General features: G+C 72.0%; 20 protein-coding genes. 13 read left to right on the top strand and 7 right to left on the bottom strand.

The features are described 5' to 3' along the window. Nucleotides 1-169 precede the first annotated feature (169 nt). Genes ACQEUU_RS26085 through ACQEUU_RS26075 form a run of 3 tightly spaced genes read right to left on the bottom strand, consistent with a single transcriptional unit; the run spans nt 170 to nt 3136 of the window. Nucleotides 170-1054, bottom strand: coding sequence for a hypothetical protein (locus ACQEUU_RS26085; RefSeq protein ID WP_433070608.1), 885 nt, complete (start codon nt 1052-1054; stop codon nt 170-172). Nucleotides 1055-1106: 52 nt separating this feature from the next. Then, on the bottom strand, nt 1107-2075 hold the full coding sequence (locus ACQEUU_RS26080) for an aldo/keto reductase (RefSeq protein WP_433070605.1): 969 nt from the start codon (nt 2073-2075) through the stop codon (nt 1107-1109). A gap of 23 nt (nt 2076-2098) precedes the next feature. Continuing rightward, nucleotides 2099-3136, bottom strand: a complete 1038-nt coding sequence (locus ACQEUU_RS26075) for a zinc-dependent alcohol dehydrogenase family protein (protein ID WP_433070602.1) — start codon at nt 3134-3136, stop codon at nt 2099-2101. Nucleotides 3137-3287: 151 nt separating this feature from the next. On the opposite strand from ACQEUU_RS26075, the gene ACQEUU_RS26070 reads away from it, so the two are divergent. The 3 genes from ACQEUU_RS26070 to ACQEUU_RS26060 all read left to right on the top strand — a co-directional run bounded on the left by ACQEUU_RS26070 (nt 3288) and on the right by ACQEUU_RS26060 (nt 7470). Continuing rightward, nucleotides 3288-4673: a glutamate--cysteine ligase gene (locus ACQEUU_RS26070; RefSeq protein WP_433070599.1), complete on the top strand. Its 1386-nt coding sequence runs from the start codon at nt 3288-3290 to the stop codon at nt 4671-4673. A gap of 65 nt (nt 4674-4738) precedes the next feature. Continuing rightward, complete coding sequence (locus ACQEUU_RS26065) at nt 4739-5761, top strand: hypothetical protein (protein WP_433070597.1); 1023 nt, start codon at nt 4739-4741, stop codon at nt 5759-5761. A gap of 14 nt (nt 5762-5775) precedes the next feature. Beyond that, on the top strand, nt 5776-7470 hold the full coding sequence (locus ACQEUU_RS26060; protein WP_433070594.1) for an acyl-CoA dehydrogenase family protein: 1695 nt from the start codon (nt 5776-5778) through the stop codon (nt 7468-7470). A 55-nt stretch (nt 7471-7525) separates the two neighbouring features. Here the strand turns inward: ACQEUU_RS26060 and ACQEUU_RS26055 are convergent, their stop codons facing one another. Further along, nucleotides 7526-8290 (bottom strand): LysR substrate-binding domain-containing protein, encoded by a 765-nt coding sequence (locus ACQEUU_RS26055; RefSeq protein WP_433070593.1) that lies wholly within the window; start codon nt 8288-8290, stop codon nt 7526-7528. Between the two features lie 53 nt (nt 8291-8343). Here ACQEUU_RS26055 and ACQEUU_RS26050 point away from each other — a divergent pair, with 53 nt between their 5' ends. The 7 genes from ACQEUU_RS26050 (at nt 8344) to ACQEUU_RS26020 (ending at nt 16631) form a co-directional block, all read left to right on the top strand. After that, nucleotides 8344-8715: a DUF5997 family protein gene (locus ACQEUU_RS26050; RefSeq protein WP_433070590.1), complete on the top strand. Its 372-nt coding sequence runs from the start codon at nt 8344-8346 to the stop codon at nt 8713-8715. A gap of 69 nt (nt 8716-8784) precedes the next feature. Further along, the gene (locus tag ACQEUU_RS26045; RefSeq protein ID WP_433070588.1) at nt 8785-9837 is read left to right on the top strand and encodes a DUF6183 family protein; all 1053 of its coding nucleotides are present in this window, start codon (nt 8785-8787) and stop codon (nt 9835-9837) included. Between the two features lie 260 nt (nt 9838-10097). Then, complete coding sequence (locus ACQEUU_RS26040) at nt 10098-12428, top strand: PKD domain-containing protein (protein WP_433070585.1); 2331 nt, start codon at nt 10098-10100, stop codon at nt 12426-12428. Between the two features lie 424 nt (nt 12429-12852). After that, the gene (locus tag ACQEUU_RS26035) at nt 12853-13146 is read left to right on the top strand and encodes an antibiotic biosynthesis monooxygenase family protein (protein ID WP_433070582.1); all 294 of its coding nucleotides are present in this window, start codon (nt 12853-12855) and stop codon (nt 13144-13146) included. Nucleotides 13147-13771: 625 nt separating this feature from the next. Next, nucleotides 13772-14020: a hypothetical protein gene (locus ACQEUU_RS26030; protein WP_433070579.1), complete on the top strand. Its 249-nt coding sequence runs from the start codon at nt 13772-13774 to the stop codon at nt 14018-14020. Nucleotides 14021-14025: 5 nt separating this feature from the next. Next, the gene (locus ACQEUU_RS26025; protein ID WP_433070576.1) at nt 14026-16083 is read left to right on the top strand and encodes a DUF6571 family protein; all 2058 of its coding nucleotides are present in this window, start codon (nt 14026-14028) and stop codon (nt 16081-16083) included. Continuing rightward, a complete protein-coding gene (locus ACQEUU_RS26020) occupies nt 16080-16631 on the top strand; it encodes a hypothetical protein (RefSeq protein ID WP_433070574.1) in 552 nt (183 codons plus the stop codon). The genes ACQEUU_RS26025 and ACQEUU_RS26020 overlap by 4 nt, the downstream gene beginning before the upstream one ends. A 77-nt stretch (nt 16632-16708) precedes the next feature. On the opposite strand, the gene ACQEUU_RS26015 is transcribed toward ACQEUU_RS26020, so the two are convergent. Beyond that, complete coding sequence (locus tag ACQEUU_RS26015) at nt 16709-17263, bottom strand: hypothetical protein (RefSeq protein WP_433070571.1); 555 nt, start codon at nt 17261-17263, stop codon at nt 16709-16711. 51 nt (nt 17264-17314) lie between these two features. Here ACQEUU_RS26015 and ACQEUU_RS26010 point away from each other — a divergent pair, with 51 nt between their 5' ends. Then, the gene (locus ACQEUU_RS26010; protein ID WP_433070568.1) at nt 17315-18064 is read left to right on the top strand and encodes a crotonase/enoyl-CoA hydratase family protein; all 750 of its coding nucleotides are present in this window, start codon (nt 17315-17317) and stop codon (nt 18062-18064) included. A gap of 6 nt (nt 18065-18070) precedes the next feature. On the opposite strand, the gene ACQEUU_RS26005 is transcribed toward ACQEUU_RS26010, so the two are convergent. Continuing rightward, complete coding sequence (locus ACQEUU_RS26005; protein WP_433070566.1) at nt 18071-19348, bottom strand: FAD-binding oxidoreductase; 1278 nt, start codon at nt 19346-19348, stop codon at nt 18071-18073. 55 nt (nt 19349-19403) lie between these two features. Here ACQEUU_RS26005 and ACQEUU_RS26000 point away from each other — a divergent pair, with 55 nt between their 5' ends. Next, entirely contained in the window at nt 19404-22736 is a 3333-nt protein-coding gene (locus tag ACQEUU_RS26000) for a BTAD domain-containing putative transcriptional regulator (protein ID WP_433070563.1), read from the top strand. Nucleotides 22737-22779: 43 nt separating this feature from the next. Continuing rightward, nucleotides 22780-23961, top strand: a complete 1182-nt coding sequence (gene ligD / locus ACQEUU_RS25995; RefSeq protein WP_433070561.1) for a non-homologous end-joining DNA ligase — start codon at nt 22780-22782, stop codon at nt 23959-23961. Here ligD and ACQEUU_RS25990 read toward each other — a convergent pair. Beyond that, nucleotides 23958-25373 carry an NAD(P)/FAD-dependent oxidoreductase gene (locus tag ACQEUU_RS25990; protein WP_433070558.1) on the bottom strand — a complete coding sequence of 472 codons (1416 nt, stop codon included), beginning with the start codon at nt 25371-25373 and terminating at the stop codon, nt 23958-23960. The genes ligD and ACQEUU_RS25990 overlap by 4 nt on opposite strands. Nucleotides 25374-25412 lie beyond the last annotated feature (39 nt).

The following is a 25412-nucleotide window of genomic DNA, read 5'->3' as shown; positions in this document are numbered from 1 at the left end:
GAAAGCGGGAATATGACGATGCTGGGGAACTCCCTGGTCGGACTGGATGATCCACTGGCACTCCGGTCCGTCACCCCGCACGGTCAGGCGTCACAGGGCCGGCGCCGGCCCGGTGGCGCGGACGCCGGGAGGCGGTTCCGCGTCCCCGGAGAGCCGCACTCCGAGGGCCTCAGCGGCCGTTGCGGCGCAGGACGTGGAGCGCCCACACGGTGATCGAGCCGCGCCAGTCGAGCGCCCCCGCGGGGGAGACGCGCACGTAGTCCACGGCCCAGCCGCCGTCCTCGCGCTGCCCGCCCGCGAGCCGGTCCAGGTCCGCCTCGATCACCTCGGGCGCGAACAGCTCGCGCGCCCGGCTGTCCGGGTACGGGGCGAAGTCGAGCGGCCGCAGCGCCTCGCCCTCGGTGCCGCCCGCCACCGGCACCCGCCCGTCCGGGGGCACGAACGCGGCCAGCCGCGTCAACAGCCCCGCCGCCTCCGGGCGCGACCCGTACACCGAGTCCAGGAAGCGCACGGCGAAGGCCAGCACGTACGCGCCGGGCGGCTCGCGCAGCGCGCCGATCGCCGTCAGGCAGTAGTCGGTGGCCCGGCGCAGCCACGGGTGCGCGGCGACGGCCGGGTCGTGCCGGGCCACCTGGTGCGCCATCGCCGCCGACACGCTGGTGATCTGCAGCGACGAGACCGACGGGTCGGCGCCCGACCACCAGGGCGCGGTCGCGGCGGGCACGCCGAGCGGCAGCGCGAACGGCAGCCCGCCGTCGTCGCGCGTCACCGACTCCAGCCACCCGCACAGCTCCGCCGCCCGCGGCGAGGTCCGCGGCGCGATCTCCGCCAGCACCTCGAACGCGTGCAGCGCCGCTCCCGGCTGGCTCTCGGGCGAGCGCAGGTCGGGCTCCAGCCCCCACCCGTAGCCGCCGTCGGGATTGCGGTACGCGTCGAGCGCGGCCAGCACGCCGGCCACGTCGCCGCCGCCCTCCATCAGCTCGAAGCGGCGCCGGTCGAGAACTCTGGCATGGCCCGCCATGAAGGAGGCGGCCGTCGAAAGGTCATAACCCATACGCTCATGGTCCGACAGCCGCCGCCTCACGGTCTTGTACCGATCGGACGTGTCAGAAGCGAACCTCGCGCGCCCGGTACGGCTCCGTCAGGAAGGAGAGCTCCTCGTCCGACAGCGACACCCCCACGGCCGCCACCGCGTCGTCCACGTGGCGGTCCTTGGTGGCGCCCACGATCGGGGCGTCGACCGCCGGCTGGTGCAGCAGCCAGGCCAGCGCGATCTGCGCGGCGGGCAGGCCGCGCTCGCGCGCCAGCTCCGCCACCCGGTCCAGCACCTGCCGGTCGTTGTCCGGCTCGTACAGGTAGTCGATGCGCGGGTCGGAGCCGGCCCTCGTCGTGTCGGCGGGCGCGCCCGCGCGGGCGAGCGCGCCGCGGGCCAGCGGGCTCCACGGGATCACGCCGACGCCCTGGTCGAGGCAGAGCGGCAGCATCTCGCGCTCCTCCTCCCGGTAGAGCAGGTTGTAGTGGTTCTGCATGGACACGAACCGGGTCCAGCCGTTCGCCTCGGCCACGTGCTGCGCCTTGGCGAACTGCCACGCCCACATGGAGGAGGCCCCGAGATAGCGGGCCTTGCCGGCCTTGACCACCTCGTGCAGCGCCTCCATCGTCTCCTCGATCGGCGTCTCGGGGTCCCATCGGTGGATCTGGTAGAGGTCCACGTGGTCGGTGCCGAGCCGGCGCAGCGAGGCGTCGATGGCGGCATGGATGTGCTTGCGGGACAGACCGCGGTCGTTGGGGCCGGGGCCCATGGGGAAGTACACCTTGGTCGCCAGCACGTAGTCGTCCCGGCTGCCGAAGATCTTGCGCAACAGGCTGCCGGTGATCGTCTCGCTGACGCCCTGCGAATAGACGTCCGCGGTGTCGAAGAACGTGACTCCCGCGTCGGCCGCCCGGCGGACGATCGGCTCGGCCTCCTGCTCCGACAGCGCCCATTCCTGCTCGGCCGAATCGCCGTAACTCATCATGCCCAGGCAGATCCGCGAAACCTTCAGCCCTGTGTCACCCAGTCGCGTGTATTCCATGGGATCATCGTAGGACCGCCTGATCAGGACTGGCCGCCGGGCATGATCATGGTGACGCCCGGCACGGAGCCGATCGAGACGAGCGCCTCGCCGGCGTCGGCGAGCCCGATGACGCGGGTGACGAGCTGGTCGGGGTGGAGCACGCCGGCCCTGATCAGCTCCAGCATCCGAGGGTACGCGTGCGCGGCCATCCCGTGACTGCCCAGCAGCCGCAGCTCCAGGGCGACGACCCGGTCCATCGGCACCGGCGTCGGCCCGCCCGGCAGCAGCCCGACCTGGACGTGGCGGCCGCGCGTGCGCAGGCTCTCGACGGACGCGGCGCAGGTGTGAGGGCTGCCCAGCGCGTCGATCGACACGTGCGCGCCACCCCTGGTCAGCTCCCGCACCTGCGTTGCGGAGTCACCGGCGGAGCCGTCGACGAAGTGGGTGGCCCCCGCCCGTTCGGCGAGCTGGAGGGCATCGGCGCTGACGTCGACGGCCACCACCCTGGCCCCCACCGCCGTGGCGATCATGATGGCCGACAGGCCGACCCCGCCGCACCCGTGCACCGCCACCCATTCGCCCGCCCGCACCCCGGCGACCTGGTCGACGGCCCGGAAGGCGGTGGCGAACCGGCAGCCGAGCGACGCCGCCGTCGCGTACGGCATCTCCTCCGGCAGCGCGACCAGGTTGACGTCGGCGTGGTCGACGGCCACCAGCTCGGCGAAGGACCCCCAGTGGGTGAACCCCGGCTGCGTCTGCCGCTCGCACACCTGCTGCTCGCCCACCTGGCAGGCCGCGCACGACCCGCACCCACAGACGAACGGGACCGTCACCCGCGCCCCCGGCCGCCACCCGCGCACCTGCGCGCCGACCGCCTCCACGACGCCCGCCAGCTCGTGGCCGGGGACGTGCGGCAGCGTCCGGATGGCGGGGTCGTTGCCCTGCCATCCGTGCCAGTCGCTGCGGCAGAGGCCTGTGGCCTCCACGCGGATCACCACCCCGTGCGGAGCGGGGGCCGGGTCGGGCAGCTCGCGCAGGTCGAGCTCGCCACCGAAGGCGTCGAAGGCAACAGCGTGCATCTCATGAGCTTAGAGTCACCGCCGCAGGTCGCACCACGCGCGGGCGGCCGGGCGGGGGCGCGTCGGGCCCGGCGTCGCTGTGACGGAGCTGTACCCCGGTGACAGGTGTCAAGCCGTTCCCCCAGGACAGATGGGGGGCATGGGACAAGATTTGGATAAGGCACGGTTTTCCGAAAGCGAGTTCCAGGAGTTCGACGGGCGGCTCCACGAGCAGCTCGCCGTGTTGCGGGAGCTCCTGGACCGGCCCGGCTTCGGCGAGGGCCCGGTCACCATCGGCGCGGAGCTGGAGCTCTTCCTCGTCGACGAGGAGGGCCGGCCGCTGCCCCGGAACAGCGAGGTGCGCGAGCGGCTCGGTGACCCGCGCGTGGTGCTGGAACTGGGCCGCTACAACATCGAGGTGAACCTCACCCCCATCCTGCTGGCCGGGCAGCCGTTCGAGCGGATGGGCGCGGAGATCCGGGAGACGATGGGCAAGGTGGACGAGGCGGTCGAGGGCGGCGGCGCGTTGCCCATCGGCATCCTGCCCACGCTGGACACCACCGACTTCACCGCCGACGCGATGAGCGACGAGAACCGCTACGAGGCGTTGCGCAGGGGCCTGCGCCGACTCCGGCTGGAACCGTTCCTGGTCAAGATCGAGGACCTGGAGCTGCGGGTGGAGCATGTCATCCTGGAGAGCGCCAACACCTCCTGGCAGGTGCACCTGCGGGTGCCGCCCGGCCGGTTCGCCCGGCTGTTCAACGCCGCCCAGCTGGCGATCGGCCCGGTGCTGGCGGCGTGCGGCAACTCGCCGATGTTCCTCGGCCGCACGTTGTGGGAGGAGACCCGGATCGCGCTCTTCGAGGAGGCGGCCGACGACCGCGACGTGGAGCGGCTCTACCGCAAGGACGGCCGGGTGACGTTCGGCTCCGACTGGGTGCGGGAGGGCGCGTACGAGCTCTTCGAGCGGTACGTCAACGACTACAACCCGGTCGTGCCCAACCTCATCGAGGGCGGCGATCGGGCGGACGTGCCCGAGCTGCGGCTGCACCAGGGCACCATCTGGCACTGGAACCGGCCCGTCTACGACCCCGCCGACGGCGGCCACCTGCGCATCGAGATGCGCGCCCTGCCCGCCGGCCCGTCGTGCGCCGACATGACCGCCAACACGGCGTTCCTGCTCGGGCTGACGCTGGCGCAGGCCGAGCGCGACCTGACCGGTTACCGGTTCGCGGAGGCGTACCAGAACTTCTACCGGGCCGCCATGCACGGGCTGGACGCCAAGCTGTCGTGGCCGGGGCGCGACGGCGAGTTCGAGGCCGCCGACCTGGTGCTGAGCCTGCTGCCCGAGGCGCGCGCCGCGCTGCTGGCCAACGGGGTGTCGGTGAAGGACGCCGACGCCGCGCTGGAGATCATCGAGCAGCGCACCCGGCTGCGCCGTACCGGAGCGGCCTGGCAGCGGGAGAAGCTGGCCGAGTTCGGCGGCGACCGGGCCCGGCTGGTGCGCCGCTACCGGGAGCTGGCCCTGTCCGGGCTCCCGGTACATCTGTGGCCATAGTGACGCAACCATCTCGCCGCCCTCTCCGTCAGACTCTTGCGTACTGACGGAAAAGCGAGGCAGGCATGGCTCAGACCGGGATGACCCCCACCGACGCGATCCCCTTCCGGTTAGTGCGGGACACGGGGACACTGGCGGAAGGGGCGGCGAAGCTGGCGGGCGAGCTTCGCGCGGCCCCGGTCGAGCGGGTGCTGGCCGACGCCAACAGGAAGGCCGTGCGCGGGGGAGCCCCCGGATCGTTCGGGTCGATGCCCAGGCCGTCGGTCTGGTACGCGTTCGACCAGGGGGACCAGCAGACCCCCGACTGGTACCCCCAGGGCCTGACCTGCGGGGCCGACTCGGGGACGATCCCGGTGTCGGTGTTCCTCGCCACGTGGTACTTCAGGCCCGAGGCGGGGGAGCGCGGGATCAGGCTCACCTTCCTCAGCCCCACCACGCTCAAGTACCGGCACGCCCTGCTGGTGGAGGCCGCGCCCGACGGGTCCTTCAAACCCATCGACATCCACGCAGGGGGCGTCGCCTGCTACGGCCACCTGCTCTACGTCGCCGACACCACCAGAGGGCTGCGGGTCTTCGACCTCAACCACATCCTCGACCTGACCAGCGTGCAGTCCGGCGTGGGCGACGGGACGCGGATCGGCCGGCACGGGGGCCTGCTGCACGCCTTCGGCTACCGCTACGTCATCCCGCAGACCGACTTCTGGAGGGTCGCCGTCAAGGGCGCCAGGTTCTCCTTCGTCGGCCTCGACCGCACCACCACCCCCCACACCCTGATCTCCGGCGAGTACGCCGAGGACCACCCCCGGGGGCGGGTCGCCCGCTGGAACCTGGAGCTCGACGGCGAGCCGAGAGACGCCCACGTGATGGGCCACGAGAAGATCCAGGGCGCGATCTCCCACAGCGGCAGGTGGTACCTCAGCCAGTCCGCGGGATCCGGCGCCAACGGACGACTGATCGTCTACTCCGGCGGCGCGCCCGCCCGGCGGCAGTTCCCGATCGGCCCGGAGGACCTGACCGCCCGCGCCGGCAAGGTGTGGAGCGTCACCGAGTTCAGGAACAGGCGGGTGGTGTTCGGCGTCAATCTCTGAGAACGTTCGAGAGTATGGGCCGCTATCTCGTAGAACCGTTCGACGCCGGAGACCGTTACGCCACCGAGCGCTACCAGGGCGCCGCCGGGCTCAACTGGTGGCGCTGCGACCCGTCGCTCCAGCTGCTCATGCGCCGCCACCTCGGCGACGGCTACGCCTGGGCCGAGCCGCACCTCGACCGCCTCGGCGCGCTCATGGGCGGCCCGATCGCCGCGTACGCCGAGGAGACCGACCGCAACCCGCCGCGGCTGGAGAAGTACGACAAATGGGGGCGCGACGTCAGCGAGGTCGTCATGCCGCCCTCGTTCCACGCCGCCCGCGACGCGCTCATGGCCGACAACTTCACCTCCCCGGCCTTCACCGAACAGGCGCGCGCCCACGGCGCCGACCCCGACGCGCTCGCCGCCGCCTGGACCTACCTGCTCGACCAGGCCGACATCGGCATGGGCTGCGCCCTCGGCACCGGCGGCGACATGGTCGTCTCCCTCGCCGAGCGCCACGCCCCCGACGACGTCAAACGACGCGTACGGGAGATCTTCGCCAACGGCTACTACTCCGGCGAAGCCGCTCAGATGTTCACCGAGCGGACCGGCGGCTCCGACCTGGCCGCCCTGCAGGCCACCGCCGAACCCGCCGGCGACGCCTGGTCGCTGACCGGCCTGAAGTGGTTCGCCTCCAACGCCAACGGGTCCGCGTTCGTCGTGCTGGCCCGGCACGACGACACCGTGGCGCCGTTCCTCGTGCTGTGGGAGCGCCGCGACGGCACCCGCAACGGCGTGCGGATCAGACGCCTGAAGGACAAGCTCGGCACCCGCTCGGTCGCCTCCGCCGAGGTGGAGTTCACCGGCGCGGAGGCGTTCCTGCTGGCCGGTCCCGGCTCCGGCTCCGGCCTCGGCACCATGATGAAGCTCACCAACGCCTCCAGGCTAGGCGTCGCCATGATGGGCGCAGGAGTCGCCCGGAGGGCCCTGGTCGAGTCGCTCTGCTACGCCCGCGCCCGCGAGGCGTTCGGCCGGCCGCTCGCCGACCAGCCCCTCATGCGCCGCAAGCTGGCCGAGCTCATCGTCGAGGTGGAGGCCGTCCAGACCCTCGTCTTCGACGGCCACGTCAGCCCCCGGCTCCGCCTCGCCCCCGCGCTCATCAAGCTGCGCGCCGCCCGCCTCGGCCTCACCGCCGCCAGCGACGCCGTCGAGGTGCACGGCGGCAACGGCTACATCGAGCAGTGGCCGGTCGCCAGGCTGCTGCGCGACGCCCAGGTCAACCCCATCTGGGAGGGCGGCGACCACATCCTGTGCCTCGACGTCCGCCGGGCGATGCTGCGCGAGAGCGCCCACGAGCCGTTCCTGGAGCGCCTGGAGTCGGCCGTCGCCCAAGCCCCCGACGGCGACCCGGCCACAGCCGGCCTCGTCCGCGACCGGATCGCCGGCCTGCGCAAGGCGATCACCGTCTGGTCGTCACTGGACCCCGTGGTGGCGGAGGCCAGGCTGTTCCCGCTGGCCCAGCTCATGGCCGACGTGTACGCCGCGGCGCTGCTGGTGGAGCAGGCGGGGTGGGAGCAGCGGGCCGGCCACGGCGACCGCAAGGCCCTCGTCGCCCGGCTCTACGCCGACGCCCACCTCGCCGACCACGGCCCGCTGCGCGGCCTCGACCGCCCCGCCGAGGACCTGGACCGCTTCGACGACCTCGTCTCCGGCGCCCTCGCTCCCTGACACCCCACCGGGGGGCGGCGTCCTCATGCCGGACGGCGCTCCGCCCCCGGAGACCTCACCGGGACCGGCGTCCCTTCTTCCCCCGGGGGGCGGGCGCCGCCCGGCGCCCGGAGCCGCCCTGGGCCGGCTTGCGGTCCGGCTTCTTCGCGGGCTTCCTCTCAGGCTTCTTCTCAGGCTTCTTCGCGGGCTGGTCCGCGGGAGGAGCCTGAGCCCGGCCGCGCGAGCTGTTCGCCGTACGGCCGCGGACGATGCCGACGAAGTCCTCCACCAGGTCGGTCGTCCGGTCCGCGAGCCAGGCCAGCGCCACCTGCGACCGCGGCGCGTCCGGCACCGGCCGGTAGGTGAGGTCCCTGCGGTGGTGCAGCCGCGCCAGCGACTGGGGGACCAGCAGGAGCCCGGCCCCGGCCGCCACCAGCCGGATCGCGTCCTCCGTCGTGGCCGGCCGCTCGAACGCCGGCAGCCCGGGGCGGGCCGCCCACTCGACGGCGTCGTCCAGCGGGTGGAACACCTCCTCGCCGGCCAGGTCGTCGAGGGTCACCTCGTCGGCCGCGGTCACCACGTGATCCTTCGGCACCACGACCACCGTGGTCTCCACGTAGAGGGGGATCACGCTGAGCCCTTCGCGGTCGACCGGCAGCCGGACGAACCCGGCGTCGGCCTCCCCGCTCCGCAGCAGCCCCACCACCTCGGCCGCGGGCGCCGCGACCAGGGTGAGCGGCACGTCCGGCACCCTCTCGGCCCAGATGCCGGCCCACTTCCCGGGCGTCACCCCGGGCGCGTACGCCAGCCGGAACGTCCCGCCCGTCTCCTCACCAGTCACCCCGTCAGGCTACCGAGGTAAGAGGAGCCGGTCCGACTGACTACCCTGGACCCATGACCTCGCCCAAGCCCAAGACCTCCCAGACGATGAAGCCCGCGACCGCGGCCAAGAAGCTGGGCATCCTCCTCTCGGCCACCCCCGCCGAGTTCCAGGAGGGCGTCGTCTCCAGGAACGAGCTGAACGCGCTGCAGGCCGAGCCGCCCACCTGGCTCGCCGAACTGCGCCGCAACGGCCCGCACCCCAAGCAGGTCGTCGCCGCCAAGCTCGGGGTGTCCATCTCCGGCCTGCTCAGGAACGGCATCACCGGCCCGCTCACCACCGCCGAGATCGACGAGCTGAAGGCGCGGAACCCCGCCTGGCTGGAGCACGAGCGGTCCGTCCAGGCCGAGGTCCGCAAGGAGACGCAGCGCCTCAAGCAGCGCTGATCGCCGAGGGGTCGCCCCCCGCACGGGCCGCCTTGTATGCTGCGTGGCCCGATCAACGTGAGGACGCGCATGCCGCTCGATGAGCTGTCGGCCGGGCTCGACGAGGCCGAGGACGTCAGTCGCCGCTGCGCCCTGGTCGAGCGCGCCGCGGCCGAAGGGCGGTCCGAGGAACTGTACGCGCTGGCCCTGACCTTGCGCGCCGGATCGAGCTGGCAGCGCGACGAACTCCTGCGCCACATCCAGCAGACCCTGGCGCTGACGCCCGGCGCGGACCACGCCGCCCACGCCGTGCGCCTGGCCGCGACCGAGGAGAGCGAGGCACGGGTCCGGCTCGCCGCCGCCCTCCTCGCCTCCGCGCAGCCCTTGGAGCACCTGCTGCCGCTGTTCGACGCCTACGATCAGGCGCCCGAACTGTTCGCCTGCCTGACGCACGAACTGGTCCTCCGCCACCCGGACCTCGATCAGGAAGGCGCCGTCCGCCGGGTCGCCGCCCACCTGGCGGACGGGAACCACCCCCTGGCCGTCCTCCCGCTGACCCTGCTGGACTTCGAGGACGCGCTCGACCTGCCCTCGTACGGCCTGCGCGGGACCTCCTACGCGATCCCGTTCGGCCCCGGCGAGCGGCCGGGAGCCCCGCGAAGGCCGGGTCACCAGGTGCCCGCCGCCGAACTCCTCGCACCCGGCCTGCTCACCGCCGCCGTGGAGAACTGGGCCCAGGACTCCAACGGCCGGATCGAGGCCAGGGCGTTCCGGCTCGCGGTCCCGGCCGAGCTGGACGCGGCGCTGCTGGACGGGCTCGGGCTGGCCTGCCTCGCCGGCGAGGGCGAGCTGGCCGTGCGCGCGGCCACGCCGTCGGAGGTGATGCGCGTGCTGTTCTCGGCGGCCACGACCGGCTCCGCCTACGGCAGCGGCCGGGGCGGCGCCTACGGGAGGTTGCTGGCCTGGCAGTCGATGACGGCTCTGGCGGGCGGCAGCCGCGTCGAGGACGCCGCCGACCGGACGTGGGCGCTGTTCGACGCCTCGACTGCCTGGTTCCACCAGGTCGCGTGGGACCTGGGCGTCGCCGCCCTGGACCCCGGCCGCCTCGTGCTCCACGTCCTGGCCGCCACCGACACGGACTGACCCGAGCTGAGCCGTACGATCCACTGAGGCGGCCGGCGCGGACCTGCGGTTCGGCATGCGTACGCGTCCCTGCTCGACGTCGGCCGGTCACTGACAGGTACCCCGGAGCGGGGCTCTGGTGATGGATGGTCGGCGGCTATACATTGAGGCGGGAATTCGCGCGTACTTCCGAGTCAAGGCACCTTTCACAGCTACGGGGATCACCGGCGCCGCCTGGTCTGACGGTGCGGCCATACCGCTGTGCCCTGAGAGGGAACGTGATGGCAAAGGCAACGGGGAAAGGTTTATCCAAGATCGTCATCGCGGTCGCCGCGCTGATCGGCACGCTGGTCGTGACCGGGCAGCCCGCGCAGGCCGGCGAGTACGACCGTGAACCCGAGGTGACCTGCACCTCCGAACGCTATCCGCAGTTCGCCGATCAGATGGCCGACTTCGTCCGGCTCGCGGTCAACGTGGGGACCGTCGTCAGGCTGGAAGGGCTGCGCGAGCCGGGCGTCGCCTTCTACGACCACGTCACCGGCACCGAGTGCTACAGCACGACGGAGAAGTTCTTCGAGACCGCCAGCCTGGTCAAGGCGTCCATCCTCGGCGCGCTGCTGCACCGGCCGCAGGACATCAGCGACGCCGAGCGGCCGCTGGTGGAGAAGATGATCCTCGAATCCGACAACGACACCTCTCTACGCCTGTGGCGGGAGGTGCTCGGCTGCGGCAAGGACGACAACGACAACGTCCGACCGTGCACCCTCTTCCGGCAGTTCCTGGAGGCGGCGGGCATGGACAACACCTATCCGGACGACGAGGGCGCCTTCGGCGACACCCACACCACGGCCAGGGATCAGGTCCGGCTGTTCCGGCTGTTCAGCTCGCCCAACCCGGTCATCAACGAGACGCGGCGGGCGTACGCGCTCAGCCTCCTGCGCCGTGCCGAGCCCCGTTACGGGGTCGACTCGTTCGCCCCGCCGGGCACCACCCACGCGCTCAAGGTCGGCTTCAGCAAGCTCGGCGGGGACGAAGAGGAGTGGCGTACGAACGTCGCCGGGTACGTCTCCGGCGGCAGCCAGGGCTACGACTACGTCACGGCATTCCTCAGCGACCGCAACGAGGAACCCCCCTACATCCCCTGGCCCCGCAACGGCGTGGCCCGCATCAACAAGGTGGCCGAACAGGTCAATTGCGGCATCCGCGAGCTGAACGGCGACAACACCTGCTGGGACTTCGAGGACGAGGACTGCTTCATCGCCTCTCCGCAGGGGGAGTGCCGCACCGACCGTCCGCTGCGCTCCCACCGCAGCCAGCACTGGGTGAGGGTGGAGATCGGCGCCCGGCTCGGCTCGACCATGCACTGGAAGCTCGTGGACGCCGCGAACGGCGTCGTCGTCGACGAAGGTGACGCCGTCGGCGGACCGGACTGCGTCTGCGAGAAGACGGTCCACGGCCTGTACGGCAGTTACATACTCAAGCTGAGCACGGACTCGCCCTTCGTCGGCGAAACGGGAACCATCTACAACCACACGGGCGGCCCGCAGGACCCCGATCCCGACCAGCCGCCGGTCGTGTCCGCAGGGCCGGACGTCACGGGCGCGGAGGGTCAGACGATCGAGTTGTCCGGGTTCGCCAACGACGACCGGGGCGCTCCCGCGGTGCAGTGGAGCGTCGAGCCAGGTCCTGACGTGGACGCGGGAGCCTCCTGCGTCATCGCCAACCCGATGGTGGTCCGTACGACGGTGACCTGCGACGACGACGGTACCTTCACCATCCGGCTGTCGGCCGACGACGGCGTCAACGCGGCGGTCGGCGACGAGGCGAGGCTGACGCTGACCAACGTGGCACCGGCCACCGCGATCCCGAGGGCCGCCCGGGCAGCGGCGGTCGGCACGCCGCAGCCCTGGCAGGTGTTCCGCGCCGGCACTCCTGTGTCGCTCAGCGTGCCCTTCACCGACCCCGGGGCCAACGACACCCACACCTGCCTGACCGACTGGGACGACGGCACCACCTCCAGTCGTGCCGCCACGGCCCTGACCTGCCAGGACAGTCATCGGTACACGCGGCCGGGCATGTACACGATCAAGACCGAGGTGACCGACGACGACACCGGCTCGGGAGAGCACGAGGTCATGGTGATCGTCTATGACCCTGACGCGGGCTTCGGCACCCAGGGAGGATGGTTGTCGTCCCCCGTCGGAGCGATCACCGATGCCCCGTCGGCGAGCGGCAAGGGGCACTTCCAGGCGAACGTGAAGTACCAGCCGCACGACCAAGGACCCGAGCCGGGCAACGGCAAGGTCTCCTTCCGGGTCGATCCCTCCGCGTTCGACCTCAGTTCGACGACTCTCGAATGGCTGGTGGTCACTCCCGACGACAAGATCGCCGTCAAGGGCACGGGCACCGTCAACGGGGAGGCGGGGTACGGGTTCGTCCAGTACTCCTATGACGCCGACCCTGACGGGGTGCGGCTGGTGGTCTGGCCGCTGTCGGTCGGCGCCTATCCGCAGGACACCCTGACGTACGACAACGTCAAGGGCGCGGGGTTCGACCTCGACGTGGCCCGGCCACAGGAGATCGCGCACGGTTCGGTCCAGGCGCACAACTGATCGCAAGCCCGGGAGCAGGCGGGTCTCCGGCGACCCGCCTGCTCCCCGGGTCGCCGCCGTTCTCTGATCACGTCCAGGGCGGGCATGGCGGCGACCTGCGGCTCGGGCCTGCCGCCTTGTCATGCGTACGGGACCCTGTTCGATGGGCCGGCCTGTCCTCGCAGCACGGTGACCTGGCGGCCGGACCGCGGCATGGCCTCGGCGATGCTCCCGCGCTCCTTCCGCGGCGGGGCTTCGGGCCGCCGGTCGAAGATGACCAGCACGCCGCCGGCGGGCATTCCGAGAGTCAGGCGGAGCGTGACCGGGCAGGTCTGCGAGCTAGAGATCCTCAGGAAGATAACGACGCCGCGTTGGTATCATTCCGACAGGGCGTCAGGAAAGAAGCCGTGGCGCTGCGGAGAAAGGGATCCCCATGCACATGATCATGAACCGCATCGACGTTCCCGCCGAGGACGCCAAGGCGTTCGAGGCCACCTTCCTGGAGAGCATGCGCGCCACGCTCGCCGGTGTGCCCGGTCTGCGGCGCAGTTCCCTCCTGCGTCCCACGGAGGAGGGACAGCCCTACGTCTCCACGATGGAGTTCGACTCCCGCGCCGACTTCATCGCCTGGCTGCGCTCCGACTCGTTCAAGGCCGCCCACTCCGACAGGGAGGCGCCCGGCATGGACACCTCCTCCGCCATCGAGCAGTACGAGGAGATCGGCACGATCGAGAGCTGACGGCGCGCGGCGTCCCGAAGATCCCGGCACGAGCGCGAGCCGGTTCCTCATCGGTGAACTCGCCGTGCCCTCCTGATGACGTGTCCGCCATGGGGCAAGCATGCTGCGCGTCGGTCCGGCTGAAACCGTCTGAAGCCACGGCGAACCTTGGAGAGTGCCGGGTACGTACAGCATGGTGTCTCAGTTTCGGAGCCAGCGGCGACGGAGATCCATGACCCCGATAGTTGCCGTTTCGCCGTTCTCAAGCGTCCTCGGATGCGCCAAGACGACAGCGCACCCATCGCACCGAGGGCACCGCACCAACACCTCGTCCATGAAGTCGTGCCATACTTCCGTTCGCGCCGATCCCGGAACCGGTGGCCAGGATCCGATGCACTCCCTGTGAAACCGTCTGAAGCCACGGCGAACCTTGGAGAGCGCCGGGGACGTACAGCATGATGTCTCAGTATGGGACCCGGAAATGACCAGGCCCATTTGTCAGTGAACAGCCATGTTTCTCCTCCCGTCGAGTCAACCTACCTATATCCATATCGTTGGGATCGCAGCATTCCGCTTTGAGGCCACCTTCTCGATGGTTACCATGCCATGACCCCGGCATCTCCCACCTCAACGAGAACGGGCGACGATGGCGACGAAGGAAGAGATCGACGCCGCCCGGCGTCACATCGAGCGATTGCGTGAAGAGCATGCGAACGACTTGATCGCCCTGGTCCGCCTGGTCGATGACGGTGCGCTCAAAGGCGAGGCCGGTGACCGGCTCACCGCTGATCTACGCGCATGGGATCGGGCGTTCAAGGACCTGTTCACGCGGGCGCTGTCGCTGCTGGACTCTCTCCAGCCGTCCGACCCGGCCACGGGAGCACCCACCCGATGAGCCCCATGGTCGGCATCAACCCCATGCTGATGACACGGCTCATCAACGGCATGAAGCGGGCCGGCGACACGCTCCCGGAGGTCGGCCGCCAGGTGGAACGAGCCCTGACCTCGCTGGACGTCCCGCTATGGGGCCCGGGGCCACTTCACGCCATCGGCCGTCAGATGAGCGACCGGATCCCCGCACTCCAGGGCCGCCTCGATCTGATACTCGCCGAGCCGGATCGGAAACCCGGCAAAGGCGGCACACTATGGGCCAACGAATCTGACTGGTTGTCGAAGTCTCCCGCCGAGGGCGCGGCATCGGCCAAAGCCCTGGCCGCCAAGCTGCGGGAGCAGGTCGACAGCGGCTCCCTCGACGCCGAGACGGTGGCCGAGCTCGAGCGGCACAAGAACGACCCGTACTTCGCCGTCGCGTTCGTCAAGGAGATGCCGCCGCGCGAGCTCAAGGCACTGATCAACAGGACGTACGGAGCCGGCTTCCCGCAGTCGGAGCGCCCGTCCCAACGCGACGTCAGGACCCAGGAACGGCTCGCCACCATGCTGAGCAAGATCTTGGGCACGGCCTCACGCGGAGCGGGCCGGATGAAGCTGCCCGACGGTTACGCCGACCAGTTGGTCGACGACGTCGAGAATCCGCAGGACGCGTTCGCGCTGAAGAAACTGCTTCAGGACGGCGACTTCGACCACAAGTTCCTGCTCACGGTGGCGCAGAAGCTGTATGACAAGGACGTGGCGCATCCGCCCGACCCGAGCCTGCCGCGACACCCCTGGACGATGCCAGGCCCGAAGGACGGCTCACCCGGCGATCTCAGCCCGATGGGCACAGTCCTGACCGCGCTGGCCCACCATCCTGCCGTCGCCCAGGACTTCCTCACCGACCCGCAGCGCAAGCCCTTGGCCTATCTGATGCGGCGACATCACTGGAACGGCGACGCCGACGCGGAACTCGGCTGGGTGATTCAGGTGGCCAGCACGGAGTTCCGTGACCATGACCTGCCGCCCGGGAACTCCCGCGGGTACAAGTCAGCGCTGATCGGCTCCTGGGCGGTCCGCTTCTGGAGCGACCCCAAGGTCCAGGCGAACCTTCCCGGGACCCGCGCTCACCTCGGCTCGATCCTGGGCCAGTACACCGGAGATGTGCACCGTGACACACAATCCTTCAGCGACAAAATGCCGGGAGTGGTGACGGGGGAGGACCCGGACAAGAACCTGCGGGGAGGGGAGCCGTACGGTGCCAAATTCTCCGCGCCAGAGCTCAAACAAGCGATGACGTGGGCGTTCGCGGACGAGGACGCCTTCAAGTCCGTGGCCGCCGCGCATGGGCTCTACGCCGCCAAGATGCTGGACGAACTGGCCGCCAAGATCCGGAAGGAGGTGGACACCGACTTCGAGGCATGGCGGAAGGCGCACCCAGATGCCACACAGCAGGAGATCGAGGCCGCACGGCAGGACATACTCGAAGAGCGCATGAGCCGCAGCGGAGGCGCGGAGTTCTCCCGGGCGACGCGCAGCCTCAGCATGACGACCTGGCTGATCACCGACGCGGCCAACATCTCCAAGATCGGAGAGGCGCAGGCGAGGGATGCCCGCGTCGCGGCCTTCAAGGAGATGACGGAGAAGGTCGTGGGGCTGGTTCCAGGGCCGCAGGGGAAGTTCGTCGGGTTCATGGTCGACGAGGCCAAGAGTGAGATCTTCGGAAATATCAAGTCCAGTCACGAGGACCGTGCTCGTCGGGACGCGGACACTGCGATGGGGGCGGCTGAGCACATGTTCGGTGATCTCACGGCGGCCACCATGTACCGCCATGGCCTGTTCGGGGATGGCTCGGCGCCCGCCAAGACGCATCCATACCGGCACAAGGATTTTTCCCCAGGCTCAAAGGGGCACTTCATTGTGAACGGGGAAATCAAGCCCTTCGCTGAGATGAATGTAGACGAGCGTGAGGCCTACGAGGAGTGGCTGAATTTGAACGAGACAGGCCGAGTCTTCAGCCGGCCCGACGAGTCGATCGCGCTCGGCTTCAAGGAGGCCCAGGCCGGCTATACCAGGCCCGGCACATGAAAATCCAGTTGATGACGATTCCTGTCCTCGCGGTCCTCGCTCTAGCAGCTACCTGTTCACCTCCTCCGGACTCGCCATCGGACACTCGACCGCTGGGCGACATCACCGCCGCCCCACAGGAATGCGAACTCATCTCGGCGAAGGCCATCGAGATCGCCACAGGTTTTGACGACTATAAGGCGGTGGCGACGAAAGGGGACAAAGGGAGTTTCGCCTCGTGTTCGGTAGCGGAGGATCTGACTCCGGAAGGAGATCTGGGACTTGTCGTCGAAGTCTTCGATCCGTCACCGCATGACCCGGAAGACCTGGAGAACACAAAGGTGTCCACTCAAGGGAACGATCTGCCCGATGACCTGGGGCCCGGCTTCGCGGCGCGACGGACGAACGCCCAGGACGAGACTGTCTCTTTCGTCTATGGATGGACACCTGACTACAAGCGCCTGCTCACGGTCAACATCTACACGAGCGCACCGGGCCGCGACTCTCTGGCGGACGCGACCGAGTTCTTCCGCCAACTCAAACCCCTACTGCTGGACGGGGCTACATGAGATCGCGCCCGATGATAAGACGGCCCTCAGGCCGGGGAGTGGTGGCCGGGACGGGGACCCTGTCCGCGACCTCGCTGTCAGGCCGAGACCAGCCGAACGATCGCGGTGCCGTCGGGGCCTGCCAGCACCTGCAGGACGATGGCTCCGTCCTGCCTGTCCGGCGGCTCGTCCGGAAGCGCGCTGCACGTGCTTCTGCTGCCGCCGCGGGTGAAGACGGCCAGGCAGCCCGAGCCGTCGCCGCTCGCCGTGCCGCTCGTTCTGCTGTTCTCCGAGGTCACCTTGTAGCCGACCTCGTTCATGCCGACCTTGGTCAGAGACAGGGTCGCGGGGCCGTCGGGAATCTCGAAGCGGATCGTCGTCGGCTTGGAGACCGCGATCTCGCAGTTCCCGTCGGTGCATGCCTCCGGGTCGCTTCCGTCAGCCGTTGTCGCCGCCGCGGACGAGGTGGGCGGGGTGGGCGTCGGGCTCTGCGGGGCGCCGGAAACCGGGAGCTCGGCGCTCGTGGCGCCGTCGTCACGAGCGCCGCATCCGGTGATCCCGCGGCCGAGACCATCCGCGCAGGAAACCATGCGAATGATCTGGCAGGCGGCCTTGTGGTAGTTCTCCTGCCACCGGCCGCGCGTTGTGACCATGGCGGAGCTGGCTGAGGATGCGTACGCTCGGCACTCTTCCGAGGAGGGACGATGACCGTACGGGTGGAGCGCCGGGGCCAGGTCACCACGGTGGTGCTCAGCCGGCCGGAGGCGCGCAACGCCGTCGACCGTGCGACCGCCGCCGCGCTCGCCGACGCCTTCCGCGCGTTCGACGCCTCGGACGCCGACGTGGCCGTGCTGTGGGGGGAGGGCGGCACCTTCTGCGCGGGCGCGGATCTCAAGGCGCTGGACAACCACGTCGGCGAGGACGGCGACGGGCCGATGGGGCCGACCCGGCTGCGGCTGTCCAAGCCGGTGATCGCCGCCGTCTCGGGGCACGCGGTGGCGGGCGGGCTGGAGCTGGCGCTCTGGTGCGATCTGCGGGTGGCCGAGGAGAGCGCGGTGTTCGGCGTCTTCTGCCGCAGGTGGGGGGTGCCGCTCGTCGACGGCGGCACGGTCAGGCTGCCGCGCCTCGTCGGACAGAGCAGGGCGATGGACCTCATCCTCACCGGCCGCCCGGTCGGGGCCCGCGAGGCGTACGGGATGGGGCTGGCCAACCGGGTGGTGCCCGACGGGACGGCGCGGCGGGAGGCGGAGGCGCTGGCCGCGGAGATCGCCCGGTTCCCTCAGACGTGCCTGCGCGGGGACCGGATGTCGGTCCTGGAGCAGGAAGGGCTGGGGGAGGCGGAGGCCATGCGCAACGAGCTCCGGCACGGCGTGCTCTCCCTGCCGGAGGCCGCGTCCGGGGCCGCCCGGTTCGCCGGGGGCGCGGGCCGGCACGGCGACTTCCGGCAGAGCTGACCGCGGTTACGCGGTGCCCAGGACCGGGTAGTTCGCCCTGATCACGCCGTGCGGGTCGCGGGCCCGCTTGAGGTCGCGCAGCCGGGCGAGGGTCTCGGCGTCGAAGGCCGCCGCGGCCCGGTCGTCGCCGTGCAGCATCGTGTACGGCTTGCGCCCGCTCGTGTGCGGCATCAGGGCTTTCGACAGCAGGTCCATCCGCTCGGCGGTGCCGGGCGCGGCCGGGCCCACCATGTAGACCAGGTACGGTTCCGCGACGCTCCCGGCGGCGCCGCCGGACGGGCGGGTCAGGGCGCCGCCCAGGTGCCGCACCTGCACGCTGAACAGCGGCTCGATGGACTCGCCCAGCAGCACCGCCGCCACCGCGTCGTCCAGCCCGGTCAGCAACTCCGCGCGCCCGGCCGACGGGGTCGGGTCGGTCGGCTCGTCGCAGATCGTGCCCAGGTCGGCGAACGGCAGCACGGTCCTGGTGTCGCCGATCGCACCGCCGATCGCGTCGAAGGGCCGCAGCAGCTCGCCGGGGTGCGCGCCCAGATAGGTGCAGTCGACGGTGACGAGCCCCGGCGCCCCGGGGAATTTCAGCAGGCCGAACCAGCATGTCAGCTCGTCCGGCGCGCCGGCCGTGACCTCGCGGAAGGCCGCCAGCACCTCGGCCGCCCGCTCCGCGGGCCACGTCATCCGGCCCCCGTAGAGTGTGGGCGCGGGCTGCAGCGCGAACTCCAGCCGGGTGACCACCGCGAAGTCGCCGCCGCCGCCGCGCAGCGCCCAGAACAGCTCCGGGTCCGACTCGGCCGTCACCCGCCTCGGCGCCCCGGCGGCGTCCACGACGTCGGCGGCAAGCACGTGCTCCGACGCGAGCCCGTACTTCCTGCTGAACCAGCCCAGCCCGCCGCCGAGCGTGTACCCGGTCACGCTCACCACCGGCGAGCTGCCCGCGATGCCGGTCAGGCCGAGCGGCCCGGCGGCGGACAGCACCTGCCCCCACCGGGCGCCGGCGCCGGCCCGGGCGACGCCGCCGGTGATCTCGACGTCGTTCATGAGGTGGGTGCGCAGCAGGATCACGTCCTGCGCGGCCACCGCGCCGTGGCCGCTGGCCTGCGCGGTCACGGTGAGCCCGTGCAGCGCGGCGTAGCCGACCGTCGCCGCCACGTCGTCGGCCCCGGCCGCCTCGACGACCGCGGCCACCGGCTGCTCCACCGAAAGGTTCCACGGCGTGCGCGCCTCGTCGAACCCGGGGTCCTCAGGGAGCCACAGCCTGCCCTTGATCAGATTCTTCAGTTCGTTCATGTGCACCAGCATGCGTTTTACGGTTTGCGCGGGACTTGGGGTTGACTTGTGGTTCGTGAACGTGCGACTGCTCGGCCCCCTGGAAGTGGTCGGCTCCGCCGGGGAGCGGCTGGATCCCGGCACCCGCAAGCAGCGGGCGGTGCTGGCCATGCTCGCGCTCAGCCCCGGCCGCCCGGTCTCGCTGGACCGGCTGGTCGAAGAGCTGTGGGCGGGCGAGGCTCCGGCCAAGGCGACGGCGACCTTGCAGGCGTACGTCTCCCACCTGCGGCGGGTGCTGGAGCCAGGACGCAGGCCGCGCACCCCGCCCCGGCTGCTGCTCACCCGCGAGCCCGGCTACCTGCTCGACATCACCCCGGCGCAGACCGACGCGGGCCGGTTCGCGGCGTGGGCCGCCGACGGGCGGCGGCTGCTGGCGGCGGGGCGGCCCGCCGACGCGGCGAGGGTGCTGGAGCGGGCGCTGGGCCTATGGCGGGGTGATCCGCTGGCGGAGTTCCCCGGGCTGGCGTTCGCCAGGGCCGAGGCGGCGCGGCTGGCCGAGCTGCGCTCGGGAGTGGTGGAGGACCGGCTCGCGGCCCGGCTGGAGCTCGGCGAGGCGAGCGTGCCGGAGCTGGAGGAGCTCGTGGCGGGCGACCCGTACCGGGAGCGGGCGTGGTCGCTGCTGGTGCTGGCCCTCTACCGGGCGGGGCGGCAGGCCGAGGCCCTGGCCGCGCTCCGCCGGGTACGCGCCCTGCTGTCGGACGAGCTGGGCATCGAGCCGGGACCGGCGCTCAAGCGCCTGGAACAGTCCGTCCTGGCCCAGTCGCCCGAGTTGGAGGCACCTTCGGCGACCGGAGAAGGGCCCGCCCCTGCGACCGCGACCGCCGGGGTGGCGCGGCAGGGAGGGCGCGAGAGGCTGGCCGGGCGGGAGAGGGAGGTGCGGGCGCTGGAGGAGCGGCTCGCCGAGGCCAGGGCGGGGCGCGGCGGGCTGGTCGTCGTGAGCGGCGAGGCGGGCATCGGCAAGACGAGCCTGGCCAGCGCCGCCGCCGATCTCGCCGGGGCGCGCGGGTTCCGGGTCGCCTGGGGCCGGTGCCCCGACAGCGGCGGCGCGCCCGCGTTCTGGCCCTGGCGGCAGGCGGGCATGCTCCCGGCCCGGCCACCCGCCGAGCTGTTCGACCTGTACGACGACGTCCTGGCCCGGCTGCGCGAGGCGCCGACCCTGCTGGTGCTGGAGGATCTGCACTGGGCCGACGCCTCCTCGCTGCGCCTCCTGGAGCACGTCGCCGCCGAGCTGGCCCGTACCGCCACGCTGGCGATCGTCACGCTGCGGCCGGGCGAGCACCCCGAGCGGCTCCGAGAGACGCTGGGGGCGCTGTCGAGGGAAGGGCTGCGGCTGCCGCTGGCCCCGTTCGGCGCGGCCGAGGTGCGCGACTTCCTGGAGCTGCGGCAGGTGCGCGCCGACCCGGTGGCGCTGCTCGACCGGTCCGGAGGGAACCCGTTCTATCTGGAGGAGCTGCTGCGGCTGCCGGAGAGCGAGCGCGACCGGGTGCCGCCCGGCGCCCGCGACGTGATCGCCCGCCGCCTGGCCAGGCTGCCCGGCGCGACCCGGGACCTGCTGAAGGCCGCCGCCGTGGCGGGCCGCGAGGCCGACGCGGACCTGCTGTCCGCGCTCGCCGGCCGGCCGGTCGAGGACGTCATGACGGCGCTGGAGCCCGCGCTGGCCGCCGGCCTGGTCACCGAGGCGGCCTCGGGTTACCGGTTCTCGCACGCCCTGGTGCGGGAGGCGCTCGACGCCGGCCTCACCCGCCTCGACCGCGCCCGCCTCCACCTGCGCACCGCCGAGCACCTCGAAAGCGCCGCCGGACCCCTGGAACCCGCCGACGCGGCAGGGCAGCGCCTTGAGGGCGGTTCGGCCGCCGATCCCGGTGGCAGGCCGCCGGATCGCCCGCAGAACGGCGATCCCGGCCGGCGGAGTGCGGTCCCCGATCCCGCGGTGCTCGCCGCGCACTTCGCCGCCGCGGCGCCGCTGGCGCCCGCCGGGAAGGCCGTCGCGTACGCGACCGAGGCCGCCCGCCAGGCCGCGGACCGGCACGGCTACCAGGAGGCCGTCGCGCTGTGGGAGCTGGCGCTCGCCCACCTGCCGCCCGGCGACTCGGCCGCCCGCTGCCGCACGCTCACCGGCCTGGGCCAGGCCCGGCGCGCCGTGGGCGACGCCGAGGGCGCCTTCCGTGACCTGGCCGAGGCCATCGCCCAGGCGCAGCGGATCGGCGACCGCGCGGCGCTGGTGGCGGCGGTGTCCGCGTTCGGCGCCCCCTCGGTGTGGAACTGGCGGCCGTACGGGTTCGTCGACGACGACCTGGCCGACGTGCTGGAGAACCTGCTCGCCGGGCCGCTCGGCGACCACGACAGGGCGGCGCTGCTCGGCACGCTCGGCGTCGAGCTGCACTACGGGCCGCGCCGCGCCGAGGGGGAGCGGCGGGCCGCCGAGGCGGTCGAGCTGGCCCGCGCCACCGGCGACCCCGCGCTGCTCGCCAGGACGCTGAACAACTACCTGCTGGCCGCGTTCGTGCCCGGACGCAACGGCGAGCGGCTGCGGGCCGTCGAGGAACTGCTCGCCATCCCGTGCCTGCGCCGTGAGGACCGGCTGGTCGCCCGCGCCATCCGCCTGTCGTGCCTGCTCCGCGCCGGCGACCTGGCCGAGTGGGAGCGCGAGCTGACGCGCTGCGAGCAGCTCCTGCGCGAGCTGCGCAGGCCCGAGCTGGAGTCGATGGTACGGGTCGCGCAGACGGGCGGGCTGATGGCGCGCGCCCGCTGGGAGGAGGCCGAGTCGCTGCTGGAGCGCTTCCCCGCGCCCCGCTACGGGGCCAGCCTGTGGGGCCTGGACGCGCGCCGGCTGATCGCCCGCTACCTGTGCCGGCGTGCCGAGGGCGACGCCGGCGAGTTGATGGATGAACTGGTGGACGAGCTGGTCGCCGCCGCCGAGCCCGCGCTGATGGCGCCGGTGCGCCCCGTCGCGATCCTGGCCGCCCTGGAGAACGGCCGCGAGGGCCTGGCCCGCGAACTGGTCGCGCGCTGGGGCGAGCCGCTGCGGGAAGACTGGTCGGCCGACTTCCTGTGGCCGGTGTGGGGCCTGGTCGCCGCCCGCCTCGGCGTCCCCGCGCCGGACGACCTCTACGCCAGGCTGCTGCCGATCGCCGACCAGCTCGTGGTGCTGGGCTCGGGCAGCGCCGTCTGCGGCTCGGTCCGCGACGTGCTGGCGCAGCTCGCGCTGCGGCTCGGCCGTACGGAGGAGGCGGCGGAGCACGCCCGGGCCGCGATCGCCGGGTACGAGCGGCTGGGCCTGACGTACTGGGCCGGGCGCAGCCGCGACCAGTGGGAGGCGGCCACCCGGCGCGTCGCCACCGCGCCGTAGCGGGTGCCGGGGGAATGTCGGGCCGCGCGCGTATCGTGACCACATGTCTGACATCGAGGTCGCAGGCCGCGAGGTCCACATCACCAACCCGGACAAGGTGGTGTTCCCGCGCGCCGGCCACACCAAGCTCGACCTGGTGCGCTACTACCAGGCCGTGGGGGAGGCGGCGCTGCGCGGCGTCCACGGGCGGCCGATGGTGCTCAAACGGTTCGTGCACGGGGTGGAGGAGGAGCCGTTCTTCCAGAAGCGCGCCCCGGCCAGGCGGCCCGGCTGGATCGAGGTGGCCGAGCTGAGATACCGGTCGGGGCTCAGCGCCGAGGAGGTCGTCTGCACCGACCTGGCCCAGCTCGCCTGGGTGGTCAACCTCGGCTGCGTCGACCTCAACCCGCACCCGGTGCGGGCCGACGACCTCGCCCATCCCGACGAGCTGCGCATCGACCTCGACCCGGTGCCCGGCGTGGGGTGGGACGACGTGCTGGCCACCGCCCAGGTCGCCCGCGAGGTGCTGACGGACCACGGGCTGACCGCCTGGCCCAAGACGTCCGGTTCACGCGGCTTCCATGTCTACGCCCGCATCGAGCGGCGCTGGCCGTTCGCCCAGGTGCGCAAGGCGGCCGAGACCGTGGCCAGGGAGGTCGAGCGGCGCGCCCCCGGGCTGGCCACCAGCCGGTGGTGGAAGGAGGAGCGCCACGGCGTGTTCGTCGACTTCAACCAGAACGCCTACGACCGCACCGTCGCCTCCGCCTACTCCGTGCGCGCCGTCCCCGACGCCCGCGTCTCCACCCCGCTCACCTGGGACGAGGTGCCGGGCTGCCGGCCGGAGGAGTTCACCCTCGACACCGTGCCCGCCCGGCTGGCCGGTTCCGGCGACCCGTGGGAGGACATGGACCTGCACGCCGGCTCCCTCGACGGACTGCTCGCGCTGGCCGAGGAGCTCGGCCCGCCGCCCAAGGCGCCCAAGGGCACCGGCCGCAGGCGGCAGACCAGGCCCGTCATCGAGATCGCCAAGGCGGAGCACAAGGACGAGGCGCTGGCCGGGCTCGAACGCTGGAAGGCCCGCCACCCCGCCGTCGCCGCCCGGCTGGAGCCCGCCGACGTGCTGGTCGACGGCATGCGCGGGCGCAGCAGTGTGTGGTACCGGATTCGCGTCAACCTCCAGCACGTGCCCGAGGCGGAGCGCCCGCCGCAGGAGCCGCTGGAGGTCGACTACGACCCCTGGAGTTAGCGGCCCGAGATCAGGTCGGCCACGTGCGCGAACGGCGAGGTGGTGGTGCCGTGGTCGTTCTCGCGCCGGTCGGCGGCCCGATACAGCGCGTAGATCAGCTGCACCCCGATCCACCGCAGCGGCTCCGGCTCCCACTGCCGCACCTGGCGGCCCACCCACGGCAGCGCGGTCAGCTCGGTGTCGCGCCGCAGCACCAGGTCGCGCAGCGTGCGCCCGGCCAGGTTGGTGGTGGTCACGCCGCTGCCGACATAGCCGCCCGCCCAGCCGAGCCCGGTCTCGTGGTCCAGGTGGACCGTCGAGCACCAGTCGCGCGGCACCCCGAGCACGCCGCACCACGCGTGCTGCACCCGCACGTCGGCGGTGGCGGGGAACAGTTTGACCAGCATCCGCCAGAGCGAGGCGACCGTCTGCGCCTGCGTCGCCCCCCACACGTCCGTGCGCGAGCCGTACCGGTAGGGCACGCCCCGGCCGCCGATGGCGATCCGGTCGTCGGCGGTGCGCTGCGCGTAGATGTAGCCGTGCGCCTGGTCGCCGAGCAGTTCGCTCTCCGACCAGCCGATGTGCTTCCACATCTCGGCGGGCAGCGGCTCGGTGACGATCATCGAGCTGTTCATCGGCAGCCACTGCCGGTGCTGGCCGGCCAGGCTGGCGGTGAAGCCCTCGGTGGCGCGGATCACGTACTCGGCCGTGACCGTGCCGCGCGTGGTGACGGCCGAGGCCCGGCCGCCCTCGCGCGGGCGGATCTCGGTCACCGTGGTGCTCTCGAAGATGTCCACGCCCAGCGCCTCGGCCGCCCCGGCGAGCCCGACGGCCAGCTTGGCCGGCTGGATGCGGGCGCAGTGCGGCGAGTAGGCGCCCTCGATGGCGCCGGCCACGTTCAGCCGCTCGCGCATCTCGTCGCGGTCCATCAGCCGCATGTCGTCCTCGCCGTACCCCCAGGTGCGCAGGTCGGCCACCTCGGCGCGGAGCCGGCGGCGCTGCGCCGGGTTGGTGGCGACGTGGACCAGCCCGCCCTTGTGGATGTCGGCGTCGATGCCCTCCTCGCGGGTCACGTCGATCACCTCGTCCACCGCGCGGAACATGGCGTGCTGCAGGTCGATCATCGCCTGGCGGCCGCGCGCCCTGGCGTGCCGCTTGCGCGACCCGGCGAACTCGGCCGACAGCCACCCCCCGTTGCGGCCGGACGCGCCGAACCCGGCGAACTCCTTCTCCAGCACGGCGATCCGCAGGTCGGGCTGGGCCTTCTTCAGGTAGTAGGCCGTCCACAGGCCGGTGTAGCCGCCGCCCACGATCGCCACGTCGTACGTGCGCGGCCCCGGCAGCGGAGCCCGGCGCGCCGGCAGCCCTGCCTGCCGGTACCAGAACGAGACCCCGCCGTTCGCGAAGTCCCCCGTGAGCGGGATCCCTTTCACGTCAAACCGCCTCCAAATCAGGCTAGTCGGGAAGAAGAA

The organism is Nonomuraea sp. CA-218870 (assembly GCF_050936535.1).
GTDB classification, from domain to species: domain Bacteria; phylum Actinomycetota; class Actinomycetes; order Streptosporangiales; family Streptosporangiaceae; genus Nonomuraea; species Nonomuraea corallina.
This window is presented reverse-complemented; position numbering and strand designations above follow the sequence as displayed.